This is a genomic window from Embleya sp. AB8 (genome assembly GCF_049739465.1).
GTDB lineage: Bacteria > Actinomycetota > Actinomycetes > Streptomycetales > Streptomycetaceae > Embleya.
Map to the genome: position 1 here is coordinate 374,549 of NZ_JBMHHY010000005.1, position 24,956 is coordinate 399,504.

Below are 24,956 nucleotides of genomic sequence, written 5' to 3' on the forward strand. Positions count from 1 at the left end.
AGGTTCGCATGATCGACGACCTCGCCATGGTCCTCGCCAGTTCGGTCCGGCTCACCGTGCCGCTGGCCTTCGCGGCCTGCGGCGAGTACATCGCGGAGCGGGCCGGCACCATCAACATCTCGGTCGAGGCGATGATGCTCGGCGGCGCGTTCAACGCCGTGTGGGGCGCCTCGCTGACCGGGTCCGCGTCCTTCGGCCTGGTCTTCGGGATGCTCGCCGGACTGGTGATCGGCTTCGTACACGCCGAGTTCAGCCATCGCCTGTCGGTGAATACCTACGTGGTCGGCCTGGCGCTGAACGCCCTCGTCCTGGGCCTGACCAGCTTCCTCCTCGACTCGGTGAACCTGACCGGCCATCAGGTGGACGCGGTAAACCTACCGATACTCTCCGATCTCCCGCTCCTCGGCCCGGCGTTGTTCGCCCACCGCTGGCCCGCCTACCTCCTGGTCGGGGTAATTCCCCTGGTGTGGTGGCTGGTCCACCGCAGCCGCTTCGGCCTGGAGTTGCGCGCGGCGGGGGAGAACCCGCAGTCGGCCGACGTGACCGGGATCGACGTGCGGCGCCGGCGGCGGCAGAGCGTACTGCTGTGCGGGGTGCTCGCCGGCCTCGGCGGCGCCTACCTCGCGGTCGGCGAAGTGGGCGCGTTCAACCAGAACATGACCGCCGGTCGCGGCTTCGTGGTGATCGCCGCGGTGATCTTCGGCGGCTGGACGCTGCGCGGCACGATGGCGGGCTGTCTGGTCTTCGGCGCCGCCGACGCGATGCGCCTGGCGCTGCCCGCGCTCGGCGTACACCTCAACTCGCAACTGCTGATCGCGGCGCCGTATCTCCTGGCCCTGCTCGCGATGATGTTCCTGGCCAAGACACACCGCCAACCGGCGGCACTGGGCGCGCCGTTCGTCCGGGGGATCGTATGAGGGCGGTCCGGCACCGGGGCCACGGCGGCCCCGAGGTGCTCGAAACGGTATCCCTGCCCGACCCCGAACCGGGCCCGGGGGAGGTACTGATCGCGGTCCGCGCCGCCGCGGTCAACCGGCTCGACCTGCTGCAACGACGCGGACCGGGCCTGCTGCCCGGCTTCGCCCTGCCACACGTGCCCGGCATGGATGTCGCGGGGGACGTCCGGGCGCTGGGCCCGGGCGGGCACGAACGCCGGGTCGGCGACCGGGTGTTGATCAACCCGTCGCTCACCTGCGGGAGTTGCCCACAGTGCCGGGCGGGCCGGGACGCGTGGTGCGCGTCGCTGCGCGTGGTGGGCGGCAATCGGCCGGGCGGCTACGCCGAGTTGATGGTGGTCCCGGCCGCGCGCACCCACCCGATCCCGGCGCACCTGGACCACGTGGCCGCCGCCGGGCTGCCCACCGCGTACGGCATGGCCTGGCAGGGCCTGGTCGTGCGCGGCGGGCTGCGCGCCGGCGAGACGCTGATGGTGCACGGCGCGGGCAGCGGGGTGACCATCGCCGCGGTACACCTGGCCCGAGCCCTGGGCGCCCGCGTCGTGGTCACCTCGACCTCGCGGGCCAGGTTGGACCGGATGGCCGAACTCGGCGCCGACGTACTGATCGACCACCGAAGCTCGGACCTGGTCGGCCAGGCCCGCGCGGCGACCGGCGGAGCCGGCGTCGACGTGGTGTTCGACCATGTGGGACCGGCCCTGTTCCAGGCTTCGCTGCACGCGCTGCGCCCCGGCGGCCGGCTGGTCTTCTGCGGTGACACCACCGGCAGCGAGGCCAAGTTCAACCTGCCGCACGCCTTCCACAGCGGGGTCACCCTGCTCGGCGCGGGCTCCTGCGGGCCGGCCGACTTCGCGGCCATGGTCGAGTTCTGCCTGAGCCGGGGCCTGGTCCCGGTCCCGGACACGGCCTATCCACTGGCGGACGCGGCCGAGGCACACCGCCGACTGGAGAGCGGCGCCGCGTTCGGCAAGGTCACCCTGCTCCCGGGCAGCGCGTCGTGAGCCCCGCCGAGGCCCTGCTCGTCCTGGTGGCGGGCCTCGGCGCGGGCACGGTCAACACCGTCGTGGGTTCCGGCTCGCTGCTGACCTTCCCCGTGCTGCTCGCGCTGGGCTACCCGCCGGTGGTGGCCAACGTGTCCAACACCATCGGCCTGACCCCCGGCTCGATCAGCGGCGCCCTGGGCTACCGACGCGAACTGGCCGCCCAGTCCGCCCGGTTGTTGCCGCTGTCGGTGGCCGCCGTACTCGGCGGCCTGACCGGCGGCCTGCTCCTGCTGATCCTCCCCCCGGGCGCCTTCCGCGCCGTGGTCCCGGCCCTGATCCTGCTCGCCGCCTTGCTGATGGGTATACAGCCCTGGTTGTCGACCCGACTGCGCGCACGTCGCGCGGTCGCCGTGCCGGCAGCGCCCGCCGGGCGGACCGGTCCGCCCGCACCTCACGCATCCCCAGGGGCCGGGATCGGCGTGGCATTGCCCGCGGCGGTCTTCACCGTCAGCGTCTACGGCGGCTACTTCGGCGCCGCGCAGGGCGTGTTGCTGCTCGCGCTCCTGGCCACCGTCCTGGACGAGGACCTGAACCTGCTCAACGGCCTGAAGAACCTGCTCCAGGCCCTGGTCAACCTGGTGGCCGCGATCCTCTTCGCACTCACCACCGAAGTGGCCTGGTACCCGGTCCTGTTGCTGGCCCTCGGCTCGGTGGCGGGCGGCCGACTGGGCGCCGCCCTGGGCCGCCGAGTCCCTGCTCCCGTACTGCGCGCCCTGGTGATCGTGGTCGGCACGATCGTCGGCATCACCCTCCTGATCACCTGATTTCCCATTGCATCCGACGCACCGGATACATCCGATACATCCGGCACATCCGAGAGAAGGACACCCATGTTGCGTTGGTTGACCGCCGGCGAATCGCACGGCCCCGCGCTCACCGCCGTCCTGGAGGGTCTGCCCGCCGGGGTGGCGATCTCCTCCGCCGAGCTGGCCCACGCGCTGGCCCGGCGGCGGCTCGGCAACGGGCGGGGTGCGCGGATGCGCTTCGAACGCGACGAGGTGGAGTTCAACGGCGGGGTCCGACACGGGGTGACCCTCGGCGGTCCGGTCGCACTGCGTGTGGCCAACACCGAATGGGCCAAGTGGGCGGAGGTGATGGCCCCCGACCCCGCCGACCCCGACGGGCGCCGCTACGACGAGCCGGGCCGCCTCGCCGATCGTGGACGCGGCGCCGCGCTGACCCGCCCCCGGCCCGGGCACGCCGACCTCGCGGGCATGCAGAAGTACGGCTTCGACGACATCCGGCCGGTCCTGGAGCGGGCCAGCGCCCGGGAGACCGCCGCCCGGGTGGCGATCGGCGAGGTGGCCCGGGCGTTCCTGGCCCAGGCGCTCGGCGTGGAGATCCTCAGCCACGTGGTGCGGATCGGCGCGGTCGCCCTGCCCGAGGCACTCGTCCCCGAACCCGGCAGCGGCGCCGCGATCGACGCCGACCCGGTGCGCTGCGTCGACCCGGACACCGCCGCCGCGATGAACGCCGAGATCGAGGCCGCGCAGAAGGACGCCGACACGCTCGGCGGCGTGGTCGAGGTGGTGGTGTACGGACTGCCGCCGGGCCTGGGCAGCTACGTGCACTGGGACCGGCGCCTGGACGCCCGCCTGGCCGCCGCGCTGATGGGCATCCAGGCGATCAAGGGCGTCGAGGTCGGCGACGGCTTCACCACCGCGACCCGGCGCGGCTCGGTCGCGCACGACGAGATCACCCCGGTCGCCCCCGGCACGCCCGGCCCGGCCCGAGTACGCCGCGAGACCGGCCGCGCGGGCGGCATCGAAGGCGGCATGACCTCCGGCGAGTTGCTCCGGGTCCGCGCCGCGATGAAGCCGATCTCCACCCTGTCCCGCGCCCTGGCCACGTTCGACGTGCGCACCGGCGACCCGGCCAAGGCCATCGCCCAACGCAGCGACGTCTGTTCGGTGCCCGCGACCGGCGTGGTCGCCGAGGCGATGGTCGCCCTCGTACTCGCCGACGCGGTGCTCGAGAAGTTCGGCGGGGACAGCGTGGCCGAGACCCGCCGCAACGCCGCCGCCTACCTCGCGGCTCTGCCGGTGACCGTCGCCGACGCGTGACCACGGGCGCGGTCCGCACACCGACCATGGGCTCCGGGGCATCCGCCCCGGAGCCCATCGCCGGGTCAGCCCCCGGTCGCCGCCGCCCCCGCCAACAGCCGCTCCCGCAGCCCCTGGTCCAATGCCACGTCCACACCCGTCCAGGCCATCGCCAACCCACCGTCCAACAGCGCCCGATCCGCCGCCGGCCGCACGGCGTACGCGGCGAACTCGGCCTGATGCAACCCCGCGCTGCCCGAGTCGATCGACACCAGCGGCTGGATCGACGGGATGGCCAGCGACACATTCGCCATGTCCGTGGACCCCGCCTGCCGATCATCCGCCGCCGTCACCGGCGGAAACTCGCGCCCCACCGCCAACGCGTTGCGCTCATACGCGGCCAGCAACCCGGCGTCGTGCCGAAACTCCGAGTACGCCGGCGAGGTCGACGAGATGGTCAACCGCGACCGGGTGGCCACCGCGCCCGCCTGGAAACACTCACGCACGCGCGCCTCCAGGTCGGTCAACCCGGCCAGCGTCGCGGCGCGCACGTAATACGCCGCCTCGGTGTGCTCGGGAATCACGTTCGGCACCTGCCCACCCGTCGTGGTGATCCCGTGTACCCGTTGATCCGGCGTCATGTGCTGGCGCAGCAACCCGATCGCCACCTGCGCGACGGTCAGCGCGTCGGCTGCGTTGATCCCGTCCTCGGGGCATGCGGAGGCGTGTGCGGCCCGGCCGTCGTACTCCACGTGCAGTTGCGCGCGGGCCAGACACGTCGGGTCCAGGCGCTCACGCGGCGAGGGGTGCACCATCATCGCCGCATGCACGCCGGCAAACGCGCCGCGCTCCAGCATCAGCACCTTCCCGCCGCCGTTCTCCTCGGCGGGCGTGCCGAGCACCCGAACGGTCACCCCGAGATCGTCCGCGACCGCACCGAGCGCCAGCGCGGCGGTCACCGCGGCCGAAGCGATCACGTTGTGCCCGCAGGCGTGTCCGATGCCGGGCAGCGCGTCGTACTCGGCGCAGATCCCGAGCACCAGCGGCCCGCTCCCACGTTCGGCGACGAACGCGGTCGGCAGGTCGCAGACCCCGGCGGTGACGGTGAAGTCGTGCGCGGTCAGTTCGTCACCCAGCCAACCGCAGGCGCGCTCCTCGGCGAAGCCGAGTTCCGGATGGGCGTGCAGTCGGTGACTGAGGGCAACCAGGTCTGGGGCGGCGGCGTCCACCGCCGCCTGGGCGGCGGCCTTTGCGGGTGCCGCGAGGTCGAAGGCTCGCATGCGCGCATCCTGCCCCACGAAGGACGTAACGGGAAGTGACCGATCGAAGTATCTGTTCCGCGTAACAACGACCGGATAAGGTGCGGAAATCCATGATCGACAAGGCAGAAGTCACGGAAAACCGGACCCCCGTGCCGGACCGGGCCGAGGCGTTCGAGCGTGAGCTGAACGTCCTCGCCCTCTCCGGCGACGGCTGGCTCGCGATCCTGCGAGCCCTGGCCCAACGCACCGGTCGGACCGCCCGACTGGTGGGGGTGCACGGCGGTGTACTGGCCGCGACCGACGACGGCACCGAATCGATGACCCCCGTCGCGGTGGCCCACGTGTTCGTCGAGGACCGGGTCGTCGAGGTCACCTGCGACGAGGGCTGGCGGGCGTCGGCGCTGGCCGTGAAGGTGGCGCAACGCCGGGTCGGGCTGCTGCTGTTGGGCGAACCGGACGGGGCCGAGGACGACGAGCCGCTGCTGCGGGCCGCGGTCACCGCGGTGGCGATCGAGGCGATCCGCCGGGACGCGGTGGCCACCGCGACCGCCGAGACGGCGGGCCGGCTGATCGACGAACTGCGGTACGGCGCGCTGCGCAACCTCGGCGACGTGACCCGTACCGCCGCGCGCTTCGGCCTGCACCTCGATCGCCCGCACGCCGCCGTGGTGTTCGCGTACACCGGCCCCAACCAACGCACCTGGACCACCGCGCTGTCCTGGCTGGAGATGCCGGTACGCCAGGAGGGCGAACTGGGCCTGGCGGTACTGTCGGGCAACGTCGAACGCGAGATCAGCCGCATCCGGATCCGCCTGCAGGGCATGGTCGGGGACATCCCGGTACTGGCCGCCGCCGGCCCGATGGTCAGCGATCCGCGCGGGACGGCCCGCTCCTTCCACGACGCGGAAACGGTGCTCGGCCTGCTGCGTCGGCGCCCCGGCGAGGTGGAACTGCTGTTCTCCTCGCTCGGCCTGGCCCAACTCCTGTTCGGCGTGCCACCGGCCCGCCTCCAGGCCTTCGTCGACCAACACCTGGGCCCGATCCTGGAACGCGAGGAATGGGTCGCCACCCTCAGCGCCTGGCTGGCCACCAACGGCAGCCGCGCCGCGGTCGCCGAGTTGCTCCACCTGCACCGCAACTCGGTCGGCTACCGAATAGGCCAAATCCGCGAACTCCTCGGCGCCAACCCCTTGGACCCGGAAGTAACCCTCCAACTCCAAGCAGCCCTGACCGCAAGGGAACTCCTACTGGCCCTGAAGGAAGTCCCGTAGGCCCCACCCCACCCCACCGACCTGCCCCCCACCGCCCGGAACGTGCCCGCCCGAGCCCCGCATCGCGCATCGCGCACCGCGCTCGGCCGGGCCCGCGCCCGCGCTCCCGCACCCGGGCCGACAGCCCCGCACCCCACCCGACAGGGCGCCGCGCCGCCGGCCCCCGTACCGCCTCGTCACCCCGCCCCCGCCCGAGTGTTGCGGCCATCCGGATGACTCGTGGAGTGGTCTTCGGGTGGACCGGCCGCGCCTCGGCGGCATGCCGGGGGCCGTGGGTCACAGTCGATTGAGCCCCGGCGCGCGGCGTCGGGACGTCGACGCGGGATCGATTCGGTCGAGTCCGCCGGTTGAGAGGCGATCAGCATGACTGATACCGACGTCACCCGTCCCGCGCAGGCGGTGAGTTCGGCATGACCGATACCGAGGTCACCCGTCCCGCGCAGGCGGTGAGCGCGGCCACCCGGCTGCGCGAGCTGGCGTTCGGGGCGATGTCCGCCGGCGCGCTGCGCGCCGCGCTGCGCCTGGGTCTGCCGGACGCGCTGGGCGACGAACCGGCCACCGTCGAGGAGTTGGCGACCGAGGTGTCCGCCCACCCCGGCGCACTGCACCGACTGTTGCGCGCGCTGGCCTGCCAGGGCGTGTTCGCCGAGGAACCCGACGGGCGCTATGCGCACACCGACGCCTCGCTGCTGCTCCGCGCCGACGCGCCGCGCTCGATGCGCGACGTGGCGCTGTGGTCCACCGAGCCGTGGACCTGGCAGGCGTGGCCGCACCTGGACCGCGCCGTGCGTACCGGCACCAGCGTCTTCCCCGAGCTGCACGGCAAGCAGTTCTTCGACTACCTGCACGAGGACGCCCCCGAGTCGGCCGCCGCGCTGGATCGGGCGATGACCCAGTCCAGTCGGCAGTCCGCGCAGGACGTCACCGCCGCGCTCGACCTCACCGACGTGGACTCCGTCGCCGACATCGGCGGCGGCCAGGGACTCGTGCTCGCCACCCTCCTGGAACACAATCCGACCCTGCGCGGCACCCTCCTCGACCTGCCCGGCGTGGTGGCCACCGCCGACCCCCGCCTGCGCGCCGGCGGCGAACTCGCCTCCCGCGCACGGCTGGTGGGCGGGGACTGCCGGGTCGACATCCCGATCCGGGCCGATCTCTACCTGGTCAAGAACATCCTGGAATGGGACGACGACAGCACCCGCCGCACCCTGCACAACATCGCCTCGGCCGCCGGCCCCGGCGCCCGGGTCGTGGTGATCGAGAACCTGGTCGACGAGACCGCGTCGATGCGCTTCACCGCGGCGATGGACCTGCTGCTGCTCCTGAACGTCGGCGGTCGCAAGCACACCAGGGACAGCCTGCTGACCCTGATCGAACAGGCGGGCCTGCGCTGCCGGGACGTGCGCACGGTCAACCCGTCGCTGCACCTGTTCGAGTGCACCGTCGACGGACGGCATCACCACCGGTGACAGCCGGTAACTCCGAGCTAAACCTCGGACTGCGCTCGGCGAGTGAAGCCGGCCGCGAGATCCGCTCGGGAGGCCCAGGGACCGCCCCCGAATGCAGTCACGCGGGTCGCGGCCCGCCGGGCACCGTTCGATGGTGATGAAGGCGCCTCACCGATCCCCGTTGCCGATGCCCGTCGGCAGTTCGTGAGCGCCGGAAGGAATACCACAATGCGTCGTGCACGCACTCTCGTCGCCGGTTCCGCCCTCGGTTTTGCCGCCCTGACCCTCGCGATCCCCGCCGCCTACGCCGACGCCCCCGCGCCGGTGAAGCCGGACGCGGGCCAGCACTCTTCCGGCGGCGCGCCGGAGAAGCCCTGGGCCGGCGACGGAAAGTGGACGCCCGACAAGGCCAATGAGCACAGCAGCGAGGACAAGGGCGAAAGCAGCTCGCACGAGAAGTCCGGCAAGGAGCACAAGGACCACAAGAGCCCGCACGGGGGTGTGCACACCGGCATCGGTGGTGCCTTCCTCGACGACGGTGCCGCGCTCGGCACCGGTGCGGCCCTGATCGCAGGCGGTGTCGGCGTGGGCATCTACGCCCTGCGCCGCCGTCCGGGCGCGACGGCGGCCCAGGCCTGAACCGTCCCGCCCGAGGCAACACCCGCCGTGGCCACCGCCCTTCACGGGGACGGTGGCCACGGTGATGTCGTCGGCGGGTCCCTGCCGGGCTCGCCGCGTCGGCTCAGCAGAAAGGCATCGTCTTGCCCGAATCGGCACCGCCCATCGACCACTCCCACTCCCCGCCCCGTCGGACCAGCGCCGGCCGGCTGATGCTGATCGCCTGCGGGGCCGTCCTGCTCGGCGTCCTGATGATCAAGCACGACCTGAGCACCGACTCCGGCCCGCCCCCGCAGCCGGTGCCCGCCGCCGCGCAACCGAGCGCCGGCGCCGCCGTCGCGCCTCCGACAAGCGCGAGTCCCCGGGGGTCGCCGGCGATGAAGCGCTCGAAGCCGATCCGGATCAAGATCCCCCGGATCAAGGTGGACGCGCCGTTCACCGGGCTGAACCTGAACGCCAACGGCGTGCTCGAGGTGCCGCCCCCGACGGATCGCAACCTCGCCGGCTGGTACGAGGACGGCGTCTCGCCCGGCGCCCGCGGCAACGCGATCGTGCTCGGACACGTGGACACGCTGCTGGGCCCGGCGGTCTTCTGGGGCCTGGGCAGCCTCAAGCCCGCCGACACGGTGGAGATCTCGCGCCTCGACGGCAGCGTGGCCAAGTTCGCCGTCGACTCGGTCGAGGCCTTCCCGAAGGACGCCTTCCCCGACGACCGCGTCTACGGGAAGACCTCCGACGCCCAACTGCGCCTGATCACCTGCGGCGGCGTATACGACCGCAAGGCCAAGGACTACCGGGACAACGTGGTGGTATTCGCCCACCTGCTCCCCCCGGAGTAACCACTCGCGAACACACCTCGGCCGGCCCCGGATTCCGTTCCGGGGCCGGCCGAGGCGTGTGTGGGGTACGACCTACCGGTCCGTTTCCCCGGCCACCCCCGCTGCGGCGCCGGCTCCCGTGCGTCCCGTCACCGTGCGCAGGACCGCGGTCAGCGTGCCCTCCGGGTCGGGCTCGGCGGCCGGGACGCGCCATGCGACGAAGCCGTCCGGGCGGATCAGCACCGCGCCCTCGTCGGTGACCCCGTGTCGGGTCGCCCAGTCCTCGTCCGGCGCGGTGACCAGGTCCACCGTCGCGGCCTCCGCCTCGGTACCCACCCGGTACACCGCCAGCGGCACCCCGACCAGAGCGCTCGCGCGCCGCGCCGACCGCTGCCACGCCGCGCCCGCCGGGCCCGCGCCGACCAGCAGCACCGGCGTGCTCTCGTACAGATCCAGCGTGGACACCCGCACCCCGTCCCGGTGCAGCCACACATGCGGCGCCCGACTCCCGGGCTCGCCGCCCGGCGGGCGGAACCGCTCCGGCAACACCGGCAGTTCCGGGTCCGCGCCGAGCACCGCGGCGGAGGTGTAGCGATAGCCCAGCACCGCGCCGAGCACCCCGGGCTGTTTGCCGCCGGCCACCGGGGGAGCGGCATACCCGGGGTGGCTGTGCTCGGCCGAACGGGTGGACGCGCGCGCGGCGGTGGCCCGGGCCACCGGTCGGCGTTCGGCCTCGTAGGTGTCCAACAACTCGGGCGCCGCGTGCCCGTCGAGCACGGCCGCCAGTTTCCAGGCCAGGTTGTGCGCGTCCTGGATGCCGGTGTTCGAGCCGAACGCCCCGGTCGGCGACATCTCGTGGGCGGCGTCCCCGGCCAGGAACACCCGCCCGACCCGATAGTGCTCCGCCACCCGCTCGGCCGCGTGCCACGGCGCCTTCCCGGTGATCTCCACGTCCAGGTCCGGGACGCCCGCCGCGGCACGGATGTGCTCGGCGCAGCGCGCGTCGGTGAACGCCTCGATCGGCTCGCCCCGTTCCGGATGCCAGGGCAGATGGAAGACCCAGCGCTCCCGGTTGTCCACCGGCAACAACGCGCCCTCGCCCTGAGGGTTCGTCAGATAGCAGACGATGAACCGCCGTTCGCCGACGAACTCGGCCAACCGACGGGAGGAGAAGGTCACGCTCACGTTGTGGAAGAGGTCCCCGGGCCCGGACACCGCCACGCCCAGCCGCTCGCGCACCGGACTGCGCGGCCCGTCGGCGGCGACCAGATAGTCCGCCCGCACCAGGTGCCGCTGTCCGCTCGCCCGGGTCTCGATTACCGCGGTGACCCCGTCCTCGTCCGGCTCGAAGGACAACAGCTCGGTGCCGAACCGCAGTTCGCCGCCCAGTTCGCGCGCGTAGTCGGCCAGCACCGGCTCCAGATCGTTCTGGCTGCACAGACACCACGAGCTGGGACTGAACGCGGCCGGCCCGCCACCCGGGTCGATCTGCTTGAACAGCCACTCCTGTTCGTCCCCGGCGATGGTGTCCGCCTGGAGGATGCCGTGGTTGTCGGCCAGCACGGCGGACGCGGCGCGGACTCGATCCTCGACCCCCGCGGTACGGAACAGCTCCATCGTGCGCACGTTGTTCCCGCGCCCGCGCGGATGCCGCGAGGTGTCGGCGTGCCGCTCCACCAGCAGATGCGGCACGCCGAGTCGGCCCAGGAACACGGACGTGGACAGCCCGACCAGCGAGCCGCCCACGACCAGGACCGGTACCCGGTGTTGGATCTCGGGGTTCATCACTACTCCAGCGTTGGCGAGGACTGCGGACCCGGCCGCCGGGCGCGGCGACCGGTGGTCCGTCGGGGTCCTCCTGTTCCCGCTGATCCCGGGAGGGCGGTGCGACACGCCGAATATCACTCAAATGCCCTCAAAAGATGCAAAGGGTGATGACTCGCCGCCACGCTCGAATCTCGAGGCCGGGTCCCGACGGACGGATCGGTCGGGTGTCCGGGTGCGATCGTGCGGCAGGCGCGACACACCGTCGCCACCCCCGCGTCCCCGTCCCCCGGGCGGCGTCGGCGCGACCCGGTCCCCCGGGATCGCCCCCAGCGGACCATCCGACGCCGGCCGAACCCCCTGACCAAAGGAATGACATGGACACCCTCGTCCACTCCGCGGCGAACCCCACCGTCGACACCTCGGCCAAGCTCCGGGTGCTGCTCATGCTGGAACTGCACGAAGACTCGGAGCAACGTTTCCTCGACGCCTACGAACACATCCGCCATCAGGTCGCCGCCGTCCCCGGCCACCTGCGCGACCAGTTGTGCCAGTCGATCGAGGACCCGCGCCAGTGGCTGATCACCAGCGAGTGGACCGGCAGCGCCGAATACCTGGAGTGGGTGGACAGCCCCGAGCACCAGGTGATGGTCCAGCCGCTGCACGGTTGTGTACGCGGCACCCGGTCGCTGCGCTTCGCGGTGACCCGGGAGACCGACCTGCACGCGCCCGGCGGTCCGGTGATCACCAACGGGCCCGGCGAAGCGAAGGCGAAGGCGAAGGCGGGCCGGGCGAAAGCGACTCCGGCCGCGAAGACGCGCCCCGCCGCCCCGACCGGGCCGGCCGTGGTCCGCTGCGCGCTCACCTTCACCGTCAAGCCCGGCAGCGAGGCCGAGGTGGCGAGGATCCTGGCCGGCTACCAGTCCCCGAAGGCCCGCGTCGACGCCCAGACCTCGCTGCGCCGTACGTCGGTGTTCATGCTCGGGAACCGCGTCGTGCGGGCGATCGAAGTCGAGGGCGACCTGCGCGCCGCGCTGCGCCACGTGGCCGAACAGCCGCAGGTACGGGCCGCCGAGGAGGCGCTGAACCCGCATCTGGAGGAGGCCCGCGACCTCAACGACTCGGAGGCCGCCCGGGCGTTCTTCATGCGCTCCTCGCTCGCCGAGGCATACCACCTGACCGCGCCCACGCGAAAGTCGGGCGAGCCGCAGAGCACCCGGCGGGCGCTGCTCTACCCGGTCCGGCACGGCTGCGGCGAATCCGCCGCGACCCTGCTGCAGCGACACGACGAACGGGTACTCGTCGCCGCCGGCGGGCCGATCGCCGCCGCTTCGGTGTTCCTGCGCGGCGACACGCTGATCCGGGTGCTGGACGTGCGCGGCTCGCTGGACGAGGACCCGGCGCTCGCCCTGGGCGTGGACCGCAAGGAATCCGCCGCCCGACTGGGCCGGCTGCTCGACCTCGGCGACCTCGGCGAACTCGACACCGACGAGGGGCTGCGCCGGTTGTTGGCCGCCGCCGAGACGACCCTGGTCACCGACCGGCGCGCCGACCGCGACGCCTGATCCCCCGGGCGGCGTCCCGCCCGGGACGCCGCCCGCCACTTGGAGGTGGCACACATGACCACGCAGACCGTACGCATCGTCGACGTCGACGAGATCGAGCCCAACCGGCGCCGGGGCGGTGACCTGAGGGTCATGCTCGGCCCGGCGACCGTGGGCTCCACCAGCGGCTTCATGGGCCTGGCCCTGATCGAGCCGGGCGAGATGATCACCGAGCACTACCACCCCTACTCCGAGGAGTTCATCCACGTCGTCGCCGGGACCCTGGAGGTCGACCTGGACGGCGTCGCCCACGAACTCCGCCCCGACCAGGGCCTGATGATCCCCAAGCACATGCGACACCGATTCCGCAACGTCGGCCGGGTCCAGGCGCGGATGGTCTTCCAACTCGCCCCGTTGGCGCCCCGACCGGAACTGGGGCACGTCGACACGGAGGGGAACGAGCCCATCGAGTCCGTGGGCGCCGACTCTTGAGGCGCCGGGTGGCGGTCACCGGCGTCGGCGTGGTGGCACCCGGTGGCGTGGGCGTCGCCGCGTTCTGGGACCTGCTGATGGCCGGTCGTACGGCGACCCGAGGCATCACCTTCTTCGACCCCACCGGCTTCCGTTCCCGGATCGCCGCCGAATGCGACTTCGACCCGATCGGGTGCGGCGTCGATCCGGACCGGGCCCGACGCGCGGACCGATACGTGCAGTTCGCGCTCGCCTCGGCGGCGGAGGCGGTCGCGGACAGCGGCCTGGACCGCGACACCGAGGACCCCTGGCGGATCGGCGTCTCGCTGGGCACCGCCGTGGGCGGCACCACGCGCCTGGAGCACGACTACATCGCGGTCAGCCGGACCGGCGAGCGGTGGGGCGTCGACCACCGGCACGCCGACCCCTTCCTGCACCGGGCGTTCTCGCCGAGCACGCTGGCCGCCGAAGTGGCCGAGGAGTTCGCGGTACGCGGCCCGGTACAGACCGTCTCGACCGGCTGCACGTCCGGCCTGGACGCGATCGGCTACGCCGCGCACGCGATCGAGGAGGGCCGGGCCGACGTCTACCTCGCCGGCGCCGCCGACTCGCCGATCTCGCCGATCACGGTCGCCTGCTTCGACGCCATCAAGGCGACCTCGACCCGCAACGACGACCCCGCGCACGCCTCCCGACCCTTCGACGCGGACCGGGACGGCTTCGTCCTCGGCGAGGGCGCCGCCGTCCTGGTCCTGGAGGAACTCGGGCACGCCCGCGACCGCGGCGCGGAGGTCTACTGCGAGGTCGGCGGGTTCGCCACGCGCGGCAACGCGCACCACATGACCGGCCTGACCCGCGAGGGCCTGGAGATGTCCGAGGCGATCGACCGCGCGCTGGCCGACGCGCGCGTGGACCCCGGCGCGATCGACTACGTCAACGCGCACGGCTCGGGCACCAAGCAGAACGACCGACACGAGACGGCGGCGGTCAAGCGCTCCCTGGGCGAGCACGCCTACCGCACCCCGATGAGCTCGATCAAGTCGATGGTCGGCCACTCGCTCGGCGCGATCGGCGCGATCGAACTGGCCGCGTGCGCCCTGGCGATGCGGCGCGGTGCGGTGCCGCCCACGGCGAACTACCAGACGCCGGACCCGGAATGCGACCTCGACTACGTGCCGGGGACCGCCCGCCCGATGACCCTCAAGACGGTGCTCTCGGTCGGCAGCGGGTTCGGCGGCTTCCAGTCCGCGGTGGTCCTGGACCGTCGGGAAAGGAGACCCCGGTGAACACTCTCGCCCCCGGACGCACCGTGGTGACCGGCATCGGCGTGGTCGCCCCCAACGGCATCGGCGCCGACGTGTTCTGGAAGGCGACCCGCGAGGGCCGCTGCGTGCTCGACCGGATCTCCCGCGAGGGCTGCGAACACCTGCCGCTGACCGTCGCCGGCGAAGTGCGCGACTTCGACCCGGCCGCCACGGTCGAGGAGCGTTTCCTGGTCCAGACCGACCGCTTCACCCACTTCGCGCTGGTCGCCGCCGACCAGGCGCTCGCCGACGCGGCGCTGGGCCCGACATCCACCTTCGGCGTCGGGGTGACCACCGCGAGCTGCTCCGGCGGCGGCGAGTTCGGCCAGCGCGAACTCCAGAACCTGTGGGGCCGGGGTCCCGGATACGTCGGGCCCTACCAGTCGATCGCCTGGTTCTACGCCGCCACCACCGGCCAGATCTCCATCCGGGGCGGCTTTCGCGGCCCGTGCGCGGTGCTGGCCAACGACGAGGCGGGCGGCCTGGACGCGCTTGCACACGCGGCCCGCACCATCCGCCGCGGCACCGACGCGGTCGTGGTCGGCGGCGCGGAAGCCCCGCTCGCCCCCTACTCGATGGTCTGCCAACTCGGCTACGACGCACTCAGCCTGGTCGCCGAACCCGCGCTGGCCTACCTCCCGTTCACCTCCGCCGCGCGCGGCTTCGCGCCGGCCGAGGGCGGTGCGATGTTCGTCCTCGAGGACGAACACGCGGCTCGCCGGCGCGGCGCCCGGATCCGCGCCGAAGTCGCCGGGCACGGCGCGACGTTCACCGGCACCGCCGGCTGGGGACCCTCCCGACACGGCCTCGCCCGGGCCATCCGCGAGGCCCTCGCCGAGGCCGACTGCACGCCCCGGGACATCGACGTCGTGTTCGCCGACGCGCTCGGCGTGCCCGAGGCCGACCACGCCGAAGTACTGGCCCTGGCCGACGCGTTGGGCGCGCATGCGGCCAAGGTGCCGGTGACCGCGCCCAAGGCCGGCATCGGTCGCGCCTACTGCGGCGCGCCGCTGCTCGACTGCGTCGCCGCGATCCTGGCGATGGAGCACGGCGTACTGCCGCCCACCCCCGGCGTCTTCGACATCTGCCACGACCTGGACCTGGTCACCGGCCAGGCCCGGCCCGCCGACCTGCGCACGGCCCTGGTGCTCAGCCGGGGCCTGATGGGCCACAACGCCGCCCTGGTGCTGCGCCGCGGCGACGGCCGCGACGGTGCCGCCGCAGGCAAACCCTGAACACCCGAAGGACCCGAAAGGAAGCCCTCGATGGACGGACCCTTCACCTACGAAGAACTCGCCGCGCTGATGAAGTCCTGCGCCGGCGTCACCGCGGAGCCGGACCGGATGCGGCGCCCCGAATCGACGTTCGAGGAATTCGGACTCGACTCGCTGGGCCTGCTCGGCATCGTCTCCGAACTGGAACGGCGCTACCAATTCCCGCTCGGCGGTGATGTGGACCAGTGCAAGACGCCGCGCGAGTTCCTGGAAACCACCAATTCCCAACTCACCTCCGGAGTGTGACATGCCCGGCCACACCGACAACGACATCGTCATCGCCGCCCCGCTCGACCTCGTCTGGGACATCACCAACGACGTGGACAACTGGACCGAACTGTTCAGCGAATACGCGTCGGTGGAGGTCCTCGACCGCGACGACGCCAAGGTCACCTTCCGGCTGACCATGCACCCCGACCAGGACGGCAAGGTCTGGAGCTGGGTGTCCGAGCGCGAGGCCGACCGGGAGAGCCGCACGGTGTGGGCCCGCCGGGTGGAGACCGGGCCGTTCGCGCACATGCACATCCGCTGGGAATACCACGAGGCCCCCGACGGTGTGCGGATGCGCTGGGTGCAGGACTTCGCGATGAAGGAGACCGCCCCGGTCGACGACGCGTGGATGACGGACAACATCAACCGCAACTCGCGCGTGCAACTGGAACTGATCCGGGACAAGATCCAGCAGCGCGCCCGGGAGATGGGCCTGGCACCCACCGTACGCACCTGGTGAACCCCGCGTCGTCGCCGTCCCCGCGCGACGACGCCCCACCGGCGGGGCCGCGCCCACCCGGCGCGGCCCCGCCGGCCCTCGCCCCGCACCCCGTAAGGACGAAAACGTCATGCATCGCACCCTGATCGTGGCCCGGATGAAGCCCGACGCCGCGCCGCGGATCGCCGACATCTTCGCCGACTCCGACACCGGCGAACTCCCGCACCTGGTCGGCGTGACCGGGCGCAGCCTCTTCCAGTTCGGCGACCTGTACCTGCACCTGATCGAGGCCGACCGGCCGCCGGGACCGGCCGTCGCCAAAGTCGCCGGACACCCGCGGTTTCGCGAGATCAGCCAACGACTCGCCGAGCATGTGGCCGCCTACGACCCGCAGACGTGGCGGTCGCCGCAGGACGCGATGGCCCGCGAGTTCTACCGCTGGGAGCGCGACGCCGCCCACGGATAGCACGAACGGCCGTGCCGGCCGAGACCGCACACGCCCTGGCCGAACCGGACGAGGTCGGCGTGTCGGTGCTGTCCCTGATCACCGACCCCACGTACGGCGGAGTGGCCGGGCCAGGGCGATCGTCCGGGCGCCGGATCGGGAGCGGGCGATCGCGCGGGCCGAGCCCGCGTCCGTTTCCTGAATCCCGATCCGTGGTTTTCCCGTTCTCTCCCGAATCCGAAGGTGGATCATCGCTCATGTACGCACCCCGTCTGCATTTGCTCGGCTGGGTCACCGCACTGACCCTGGTGGGCACGGTGATCGCACCGGTCGCCCACGCGCAGGGGCGGCGCTTCGTCCATCCCGGCGAGTCGATCCAGGCGGCGGTGGATGCCGCCGCGCCGGGCGAGGTGGTCGACGTACTGCCCGGCACCTACCCGGGCAGTGTGTTGATCGGCACGGACGGCGTGACGTTGCGCGGGGTGGGCGAGCGTACCGTGATCGTCCCGGGCGACCCGGCCGGCAACGCGTGTGCGGCGGCCGGGCACGGGGTGTGCGTGTTCGGCACGGCGGAGCACCGGGTGGCCGACGTGCGGATCCAGTCGTTGACCGTCACCGGGTTCGCCAAGAGCGGCGTCTTCGGGAGTGGGACCGAACGGATGCGGGTGCGGCGGGTGTTCGCGCACGGCAACGGGGAGCACGGCATCGGTCAGGAGAATTCCACGCGGGGTGAGTTGACGGACAACACCGCCGACGACAACGGTCAGGCGGGCCTGTTCCTGGCGGATACCGCGGACGCGATGGGGGCGAGCATCGCGCGCAACCACGCCGGCGGGAACCGGTTGGGCGTGCACATCCGGCGCGGGCGCGAACTGGTCGTCGAGTACAACGATTTGACCGGGAACTGCGCCGGAGTGTTCATCGTGGGCGACGACAAGCCGCCGATCGCCGGGGCGTTGGCGGTGCGGCGGAATCGGATCGACGGGAACAACAAGTATTGCCCGCCGAATCCCCGGCTCGACTTCATCCAGGGCACCGGGATCGTGCTCACCGGCGCCCAGGAGACGCACGTGAGCGACAACCGCGTCCGCGACAATCAGGGCCAATCCTCGCTGTCGGGAGGCATTCTCGTGCTGCCCAGCTTCGCCGGGCGGTTGACCGCGAACAATGTGATCCGGGACAACGTGGTGATGGGCAACGCGCCGGTGGACCTGGCGAATCGGGAGGGTGCGGCGGTCAATACGTTCGAGCGCAATGTGTGTGCTCGGTCCGAACCGGCCGGGCATTGTTGAGCGTTGGCGAACTCTCTTGGTGAGCTGCCGACTTCGGGTCGGCGGCGGTGGATCAGGCAAAGTCGCGGGTCATGTTCGGCATCGACGCGTCGGGGGTGGTCGGGGTCGCGCCGTAGCCGAGGGTGGCCATCATGCCCAATTCGCTGTGGTAGAGGTTGTGGCAGTGCAACATCCACTCGCCGGGATTGTCCGCGAGTACGTCCACGGTGACCGTCTCGCGCGGGCGCACCATCACGGTGTCCTTGCGCGGGCCGCGGCCGGTGGCGCTGCGGACCTGGAAGGTGTGTCCGTGCAGGTGGACCGGATGCCACATCCGGGTCGTGTTGGTGAAGGACAGGCGGACCCGCTCGCCGGTGTCGACCGGTACGCGCAGGGGTCCCGCGTCGGGCGCGGCGGCGGTGCCGAGTGTCCAGCGGGTGCCGTTCGGGCCCCGGCCCAGGACCAGGTCCACGCCGCGTGCGGGCGCGTCGCCTCGGTCGACGCACGGGTCGGCGACCAGGTCGGCGAGGGTGAGCAGGCGGCCGTCCGCCTCGGGGACGGCGACGGAGGCCGTGGGGGCGTCGCCGGGTGCGGTGCGGATCACGGCGAACGCGCGGGCGTTCTTGCCCTCCGCGTCGGCCACCAGGGGGAATACGCCGTCGGCCAGGGTGACCAATACGTCGTAGCGCTCGCCCATTCCGACCAGCAGCGTGTCCACGGTCACCGGTAGCACCGGGAACCCGTCGGTGTGCGTGACGGTCAACCGGTGGTCGCCCAGTGCGACCCGGAAGGCGGTGTCGGCGCCGGCGTTGATCAGGCGCAGGCGCACGCGTCGGCCCGGGGAGCAGGTGAACTCCTCGGGGGCGGCCGCGGTGCGGCCGTTGACCAGGTAGTGCGGATAGGCGACATGGCCGGCCGTGCCGCCGAGCAGGGCGCTCTCCATGGTCTGCGCGGTTCGGGGCTGATCGCGCAGTTCGGCCAGTACCGCGTCGGGGTCGGTGCCGGTGCCGTCGATCCAGTCGTCCAGGACGACGGTCCAGTCCGCGTCGTAGCCGAGCGGTTCGGCCGGGTCCTCGACGATCAGCGCGCCGTAGAGGGCACGGTCGAGTTGGGTGCCCACGTGCGAGTGGTAGAAGTACGTGCCCGGATCGGGGGCGACGAAGCGGTAATGGAAGTCGCCGCCTGGGGGCACGGGGGTCTGGCTGACGCCGGGGGCGCCGTCCATCGCCGGGTCGATCCGCACACCGTGCCAGTGCACGGTGGTCTCCGCCGGCAGCCGGTTGTGCAGTCGAGCGGCCACCGTGCCGCCGGCGGCGACCCGGATCTCCGGGCCCGGTACCCGCTCGCCGAATCCCCACGTGTGGACCTCGCGCGAGCCCAACTCGACCGTGCCGGGCGCCGCGTCGAGCCGGACCGAGGTGTGGGCGGCCGGGACGATCGGCTCCCGGGCGGCCACGGCGGCGATGCTCGGGCGGGCGTCGGTGCCGAACCGGGTCCGGGCGCCGGCGCCGAGCAGGACGGCGGTGCCGGCCGTACCGAACAGCAGCGAGCGGCGGGTGGGGTGGGCGGGGACGGGCACGATGCGCTCCTGCTTCCTGGAGTCGGCGCGATGCGGCGCCGGTGTGGTCCGGCGGCCAGTACCCCGCGTCGGCCGATGGAACACGTTGCCGCTCCCGGGCGTGCCGCCGTCCGCCTGGACCGATGCCGCCACTCGGGTGAAGAACTCGCGCCGGACAGTTGCCTGTTCCGGTCGGGTTCGTTGCACCGGACGATCGCGCCACCCGCGGCGCCATCCGAAACGGAGATCACATGAAGACGATCAAGAAGACTGCGGCCCTGACCGTCGGCATCGCCGCGCTCGTCATGTCGGGCGCCGGTGTGGCCAACGCGAGCTCCGAGGCCGAGGGCGCGGCGGTCGGTTCGCCCGGCATCCTGTCCGGCAACAACATCCAGCTCCCGATCCACATCCCGGTCAACGTCTGCGGCAACAGCATCAACATCATCGGGCTGCTCAACCCGGCGATCGGCAACACCTGCATCAACGCCGACGGCGGGCACGAGAAGGGTGAGCACCACGAGGGCTCGCACCACGGCCACCACGAGCGCTGAGTAGCCGGCTGAACCCGCCCTCCAGGCGGGGCGACAGCGCTCGACACCTGTGTACCGGCGGCCCCTCGTCGCGGACGGATCCGAGGGGCCGCCACGGCCGGTGCGGGCGCGGGCGGATTACGGCTTGCGGCCCACCGCGCCCCACATGGCCACCTCCGGCGTGCGGTCACCGGCCTCGGGCCGCCAGTGCGAACAGGTGACCACGCCCGGTTCGAGCAGTTCCAGGCCGTCGAAGAAGCGCGCGATGCCCTCGGGCGAACGTTGCCTGAGCTTGGGCGTGCCGTGCTCGTTCCAGAACGCCACCGCGTCGTCCACGTCCGGCGGGGCCGGTGGGCTGGTCACCGTGTGGGACAGCGCCAGATGGCTGCCCGAGGGCAGCGCGTCCAGCAGCCGGCGCACCGTCCCGTACGCCTCGTCGTCGTCGTTCACGAAGATGATCACGCCGAGCAGGACCAGCGCGATCGGTTGGTCGAAGTCCAGCGTCTTCGCGGCGCGGGCCAGGATCTCGTCGACGTCGCGCAGATCGGCGTCGATATAGCGGGTGGCCCCCTCCGGGCTGCTGGTCAGCAGGGCCCGCGCGTGCACCAGCACCAGTGGGTCGTTGTCGACGTAGACGATCCGCGACTCCGGCGCCACGCCCTGGGCGATCTCGTGGGTGTTCCCGGCGGTCGGCAGTCCGGTGCCGATGTCGAGGAACTGCCGGATGCCCAGATCGCCGGCCAGATGGCGGATGGCCCGGCCGAGGAACTGCCGGTCGGCGAGCGCGTAGTCGCGGGTCCCCGGGTGGATCGCGGCGATCTGATCCCCGGTCTCCCGGTCCACCGGATAGTTGTCCTTGCCGCCCAGCCAGTAGTTCCACACTCGGGCGGTATGCGCCACCTCGGTGTCGATCTTCCGCTCGGGTAAAGCCGATTCTGCGTCGAGTATGGGCTCGGCCACGAACTCTCATCTCCGGATGCCGTGTGGGGTGGTCCAGTCCAATCTAGGGGGCCCTACACCCGGCCGACAGTCGTGACGGTGAATCTTCGATCACGTTCGGCAAACGTTTCTTCGGTCACGACCGGAATGCCCGATGTCCGCCGCCGGCCGAGGCGGGGCAACTCCGGCCTCCGGGCCAGGTGTTCAGTACCCGGGCAGTCGCTGTTGAACTCTGTCTCCTATTCTCCTTCGGTCAACGATCCACCGAAGAGAGGTATAGGAATGTTCAGGGTTCGTGTCGGGGCGCCGCTACGCGCGTCGACTTTACCGGTACGTCAGCGCCGCAAACGGGCGCGTCTGGTGGTGGCCGGGGCGCTGGCGGCGCTGCTGCTCGGGCCGCAGTCGGTACCGGCGGTCGCCGCCGCGCCGGCGGCCGACGGTGCCACGGCCGCGGCGCCGAACCAGGCCGGGCTTTCGCTCGGTACCAGGTTCATCACGTGGAACATGCAGGGCCGCAGCGGCAGCGGCCCGGACACCTCGAAGTGGCCCGCCGTCAACGGCCTCATCAAGGATGCCGACATAGTCGCGCTCCAGGAGGCCGGGACCGCGCCGCCGGAGAGCACGATATTCCTGCGCGGATTCAAGAACTACCGGCCCGAGGACGCGGTGGAAGGCGGCGAGGTACCGGAGGATCCCGACGACGGGGCCGAGAACAACGGGCCCAACCCGCTGCCGGAGCTCAAGTTCGACCTGACCGAGCGCCAGTTCAGTGTGTCGGAGCGTAAGGGCTATCTGTACTTCCTGAAGATCCACCCGCTGCAGAAACGGCGGGACGACGGCACCATCGAGCCGGTGAACACCCGGGGTGTACGCACCTCGATGGCCATGTGGTCGAAGACTCGGGCCGACGACTTCACCGCGCTGCCCGATCCCGCGCGCAATCGCAGCCGCCCGGCGCTGGGGCTGCGGTTCGGCAACCAGTGGGTGTTCAACGTGCACACCGCGTCGATTCGCAGCGGCACGGTCCCCAACCCGCACGCCAAGGGGCTGATCGGGGCGATGCGTGGGGTGGTGGCGCCGGAGGAGTCGTGGCGGGCGCTGGGTGACTTCAACTCGCTCTCGGATCGTTTTCCGACCGACACGGGTCCCACGTTCTTCGCCAGGGTGGGCGGGAGGGCCGACGGGCCGGCCGCGCCCACCCATCGCAACGGATATTCGCTGGACTTCATGGTCGCGGACCGACAATGGGACAGTCTGGCGGTCTCCGTCGGCAACGACATCGGCTCGGATCATTTTCCGGTCCGCATCGCGCCGCCGAGGACCCGTCCCTGCAACCTGTGGAACCACGAGACGGAGTACCTTCTCGCTCGTGCGCGCAGCGCGACCGATCCGCGGCCGGGCGATGTGGACACCGGGAGTCCGGCCTGTTCGATCGACGACGAGGACACCAGGCCGACCTCGGCCGTGTCGATCGGCGACAGCTACATCTCCGGTGAGGCGGGCCGCTGGGCCGGCAACGCGGATACCGGGGATACCAAGAGCAGTTACTGGAACACCGACCGGGGCAACGGTGTCTACGGCACCACCTCCTACGCCGGAAACGGGTGTGAACGTTCGGATGTCGCGGAGATCAACAGCGCCGCAATCGCGGTGGATCGCCGGGTCAATCTGGCCTGTTCCGGTGCCGAGACGAAGAATGTGATCGGTGAGGGCTTCAAGGGCGAACGACCGCAGGCCGAGCAACTCGCGGATGTGGCCCGGGATACCAGGGTCAAGCTGATCGTGGTTTCGATCGGCGGCAACGACCTGAAGTTCGCCGACATCCTGAGCAGTTGCGGCAAGGCGTTCTTCAACGTGGGATCCTCCTGCGAGAGTCGCGGCGGCTGGGAGAAGACCCTGGAGCAGTCGCTGCCCACGACGCAGGACAAGGTCGCGGCCACGCTGGAGGCGATTCGCGCCATCATGCGCAGGGCCGGGCAGTCGGACGGCTCCTACCGACTGGTGCTCCAGTCCTACCCGATTCCGCTCGCCCGGGCCGCCGACAACCGCTACGAGAACAAGATCTCGCCGCGCTACTCGCAGGGCGGTTGCCCGTTCACCGACGCCGCCTCGGACTGGGCGGTCGAATCGGTGGTGCCGCGGATGACCTCGATGCTGCGTGCCGCGGCAGCCTCCAGCGACGCCGAATTCCTGGACCTGACCTCGGCGTTCGCCGGCCACGAGTTGTGCGCCAAGACCGCCCGGCAGGCCACCGCCAAGGACACCAGCGACAAGCCGCTGCCGGCGGCCGAGGCGGAGTGGATCCGCTGGGTGCCCTACCTGCCCGGCGTGCCCATCCCCGAACCGCATCAGCAGGGCGACTATCGCGAGGCGGTACACCCGAACAGCTATGGGCAACAGGCCATCGGGGCCTGCCTGTCCGCGATCGTCAAAACCGACCCCGGGCCCGACAAGCGGAACTTCCGGTGCGTCAACACCCCCGGCAAGGGGCCGGACGGGATCACCGCCGACCCCACCGTGCCGAGCGTGGTGGAGCCGGGCTGGGTCCGGCTGCGCAACATGGCGACCGGGGAGCTGTTGCGCCCCTACGAGTCCGGTTCCAAGTGGGTCACCACCGGACCGGCCGGCGAGCCCGGGCAGGAGTGGTACCTGGCCAACCGGGAGTACGCGAGGGTGACGCTGCGCAGCACCCTGGGCAACCACCTGCGTGGGGACGGTGGTTCGTCCTGGCAGTGGGCCGCGCTCGGGGATCCGGTCGAGTGGCGGATCTCGGACGACGCGATCGGCGGCGGCCGGCAGGTGTCGTTCACGGAGCAGTCGAGCGACGGGTCGGCGAAGACGTACTGCCTGGCGCACAGCAGCTCGCGGCCCACCCACTGGGCCAGCGCGGACGCGTGCGACGCGGGGGAGAAGAACCAGCGCTGGTGGATCGAACGGGTCGGCAGTTCCCCGCCGACGCCACCACCGCCGGCGGCCCGAGCCACCGCGTGGTCCGTGGTTCGCGACGCGGCCACCGTGATCAACGTGGTCAGCACGAAGTGCCTGGACGTGGACACCCGTGACGCCGAGGGTCGGCGCGACGGTGGCCGGATCCACCAGTGGGGCTGTCTCGGAACCGCCAACCAGCAGTGGGACCTGAAGCCGCGACACGGCGACGGCTCGACGGAGATCGTCAGCCGCTACAGCGGCAAGTGTCTGGATCTGGACGTCGGTTCGGGTCGGGTCCAGCAGTGGGGTTGCGGTGGCAGCAACAACCAGCAGTGGTTCCCCGACGGTGCGCAGTTCCGCAACAAGCACTCCAACACGTGCCTTGCCGCCCGGGACGCCGCCGACGGCAGCGAGCCGACCATGGGTCCGTGCCAGACGTCCCCGGTGTGGGACGGCGACGCGGGCGATCCGTTCGACGCGGGTGACGGGCGCTTCGACGACGGTGGTGCCCGACCGGCGCGACCGGCGGACCAGGCGGCCTGTCGGCCGGACGGCATGCAGGCCACGCCCGGGGTGGCGACGCGCTATTGCGACGTGTACCAGGGCGACGGGCGCGAGTGGCTCGGTCAGGACCGCAGCCGGCGGGTGGTGGGCTACTTCACCTCCTGGCGTACCGGTGCCGACGGCTCGCCGCGCTACCTGGTCAAGAACATCCCCTGGAACAAGGTCACCCACGTCAACTACGCCTTCGCGAAGGTGGA

22 protein-coding genes are annotated in these 24,956 nt (G+C 71.9%); 18 read left to right on the top strand and 4 right to left on the bottom strand.

Annotated elements, in window-relative coordinates; translation table 11 throughout:
• The first annotated feature begins 8 nt into the window (after positions 1 to 8).
• From ABIA38_RS10005 to aroC, 4 genes are all read left to right on the top strand, one after another.
• Entirely contained in the window at positions 9 to 917 is a 909-nt protein-coding gene (locus tag ABIA38_RS10005; protein WP_424638146.1) for an ABC transporter permease, read from the top strand.
• On the top strand, positions 914 to 1,957 hold the full coding sequence (locus ABIA38_RS10010) for a zinc-binding dehydrogenase (RefSeq protein ID WP_424638147.1): 1,044 nt from the start codon (positions 914 to 916) through the stop codon (positions 1,955 to 1,957). The genes ABIA38_RS10005 and ABIA38_RS10010 overlap by 4 nt, the downstream gene beginning before the upstream one ends.
• Positions 1,954 to 2,763 carry a sulfite exporter TauE/SafE family protein gene (locus tag ABIA38_RS10015; RefSeq protein ID WP_424638148.1) on the top strand — a complete coding sequence of 270 codons (810 nt, stop codon included), beginning with the start codon at positions 1,954 to 1,956 and terminating at the stop codon, positions 2,761 to 2,763. The genes ABIA38_RS10010 and ABIA38_RS10015 overlap by 4 nt, the downstream gene beginning before the upstream one ends.
• Before the next feature lie 66 nt (positions 2,764 to 2,829).
• Positions 2,830 to 4,062, top strand: a complete 1,233-nt coding sequence (gene aroC / locus ABIA38_RS10020) for a chorismate synthase (protein ID WP_424638149.1) — start codon at positions 2,830 to 2,832, stop codon at positions 4,060 to 4,062.
• Between the two features lie 65 nt (positions 4,063 to 4,127).
• Here the strand turns inward: aroC and ABIA38_RS10025 are convergent, their stop codons facing one another.
• Positions 4,128 to 5,321, bottom strand: coding sequence for a M20 family metallopeptidase (locus tag ABIA38_RS10025; protein ID WP_424638150.1), 1,194 nt, complete (start codon positions 5,319 to 5,321; stop codon positions 4,128 to 4,130).
• A 92-nt stretch (positions 5,322 to 5,413) separates the two neighbouring features.
• Here ABIA38_RS10025 and ABIA38_RS10030 point away from each other — a divergent pair, with 92 nt between their 5' ends.
• From ABIA38_RS10030 to ABIA38_RS10045, 4 genes are all read left to right on the top strand, one after another.
• Positions 5,414 to 6,574 (top strand): PucR family transcriptional regulator, encoded by a 1,161-nt coding sequence (locus ABIA38_RS10030; protein ID WP_424638151.1) that lies wholly within the window; start codon positions 5,414 to 5,416, stop codon positions 6,572 to 6,574.
• A gap of 410 nt (positions 6,575 to 6,984) precedes the next feature.
• Positions 6,985 to 8,043: a methyltransferase gene (locus tag ABIA38_RS10035; protein WP_424638152.1), complete on the top strand. Its 1,059-nt coding sequence runs from the start codon at positions 6,985 to 6,987 to the stop codon at positions 8,041 to 8,043.
• Positions 8,044 to 8,250: 207 nt separating this feature from the next.
• A complete protein-coding gene (locus tag ABIA38_RS10040) occupies positions 8,251 to 8,661 on the top strand; it encodes a hypothetical protein (RefSeq protein WP_424638153.1) in 411 nt (136 codons plus the stop codon).
• 191 nt (positions 8,662 to 8,852) lie between these two features.
• Complete coding sequence (locus ABIA38_RS10045; RefSeq protein WP_424638180.1) at positions 8,853 to 9,479, top strand: class F sortase; 627 nt, start codon at positions 8,853 to 8,855, stop codon at positions 9,477 to 9,479.
• A gap of 72 nt (positions 9,480 to 9,551) precedes the next feature.
• Here ABIA38_RS10045 and ABIA38_RS10050 read toward each other — a convergent pair whose 3' ends face one another.
• Positions 9,552 to 11,243: an FAD-dependent oxidoreductase gene (locus tag ABIA38_RS10050; RefSeq protein ID WP_424638154.1), complete on the bottom strand. Its 1,692-nt coding sequence runs from the start codon at positions 11,241 to 11,243 to the stop codon at positions 9,552 to 9,554.
• A 356-nt stretch (positions 11,244 to 11,599) separates the two neighbouring features.
• Between ABIA38_RS10050 and ABIA38_RS10055 the strand changes: the two genes are divergently transcribed.
• The 8 genes from ABIA38_RS10055 (at position 11,600) to ABIA38_RS10090 (ending at position 18,261) form a co-directional block, all read left to right on the top strand.
• Entirely contained in the window at positions 11,600 to 12,787 is a 1,188-nt protein-coding gene (locus tag ABIA38_RS10055) for a SchA/CurD-like domain-containing protein (RefSeq protein WP_424638155.1), read from the top strand.
• Positions 12,788 to 12,841: 54 nt separating this feature from the next.
• Complete coding sequence (locus ABIA38_RS10060; protein ID WP_424638156.1) at positions 12,842 to 13,258, top strand: cupin domain-containing protein; 417 nt, start codon at positions 12,842 to 12,844, stop codon at positions 13,256 to 13,258.
• Positions 13,255 to 14,523: a beta-ketoacyl-[acyl-carrier-protein] synthase family protein gene (locus tag ABIA38_RS10065; protein WP_424638157.1), complete on the top strand. Its 1,269-nt coding sequence runs from the start codon at positions 13,255 to 13,257 to the stop codon at positions 14,521 to 14,523. Before ABIA38_RS10060 ends, ABIA38_RS10065 begins: the two co-directional genes overlap by 4 nt.
• The gene (locus ABIA38_RS10070) at positions 14,520 to 15,776 is read left to right on the top strand and encodes a beta-ketoacyl synthase N-terminal-like domain-containing protein (protein WP_424638158.1); all 1,257 of its coding nucleotides are present in this window, start codon (positions 14,520 to 14,522) and stop codon (positions 15,774 to 15,776) included. Before ABIA38_RS10065 ends, ABIA38_RS10070 begins: the two co-directional genes overlap by 4 nt.
• A gap of 30 nt (positions 15,777 to 15,806) precedes the next feature.
• A complete protein-coding gene (locus ABIA38_RS10075; RefSeq protein WP_424638159.1) occupies positions 15,807 to 16,061 on the top strand; it encodes an acyl carrier protein in 255 nt (84 codons plus the stop codon).
• A gap of 1 nt (position 16,062) precedes the next feature.
• Complete coding sequence (locus ABIA38_RS10080) at positions 16,063 to 16,545, top strand: SRPBCC family protein (RefSeq protein WP_424638160.1); 483 nt, start codon at positions 16,063 to 16,065, stop codon at positions 16,543 to 16,545.
• A 109-nt stretch (positions 16,546 to 16,654) separates the two neighbouring features.
• A complete protein-coding gene (locus ABIA38_RS10085; protein WP_424638161.1) occupies positions 16,655 to 16,990 on the top strand; it encodes a TcmI family type II polyketide cyclase in 336 nt (111 codons plus the stop codon).
• Positions 16,991 to 17,226: 236 nt separating this feature from the next.
• Positions 17,227 to 18,261, top strand: coding sequence for a right-handed parallel beta-helix repeat-containing protein (locus ABIA38_RS10090; RefSeq protein WP_424638162.1), 1,035 nt, complete (start codon positions 17,227 to 17,229; stop codon positions 18,259 to 18,261).
• Between the two features lie 52 nt (positions 18,262 to 18,313).
• On the opposite strand, the gene ABIA38_RS10095 is transcribed toward ABIA38_RS10090, so the two are convergent.
• Positions 18,314 to 19,819, bottom strand: a complete 1,506-nt coding sequence (locus tag ABIA38_RS10095; RefSeq protein ID WP_424638163.1) for a multicopper oxidase family protein — start codon at positions 19,817 to 19,819, stop codon at positions 18,314 to 18,316.
• Positions 19,820 to 20,049: 230 nt separating this feature from the next.
• Here ABIA38_RS10095 and ABIA38_RS10100 point away from each other — a divergent pair, with 230 nt between their 5' ends.
• Positions 20,050 to 20,349 carry a chaplin gene (locus tag ABIA38_RS10100; protein WP_424638164.1) on the top strand — a complete coding sequence of 100 codons (300 nt, stop codon included), beginning with the start codon at positions 20,050 to 20,052 and terminating at the stop codon, positions 20,347 to 20,349.
• Positions 20,350 to 20,466: 117 nt separating this feature from the next.
• Here the strand turns inward: ABIA38_RS10100 and ABIA38_RS10105 are convergent, their stop codons facing one another.
• The gene (locus ABIA38_RS10105) at positions 20,467 to 21,288 is read right to left on the bottom strand and encodes an SAM-dependent methyltransferase (RefSeq protein ID WP_424638165.1); all 822 of its coding nucleotides are present in this window, start codon (positions 21,286 to 21,288) and stop codon (positions 20,467 to 20,469) included.
• Positions 21,289 to 21,549: 261 nt separating this feature from the next.
• Between ABIA38_RS10105 and ABIA38_RS10110 the strand changes: the two genes are divergently transcribed.
• On the top strand, positions 21,550 to 24,956 hold a 3,407-nt coding region (locus ABIA38_RS10110; protein WP_424638166.1), incomplete at its 3' end, for an RICIN domain-containing protein.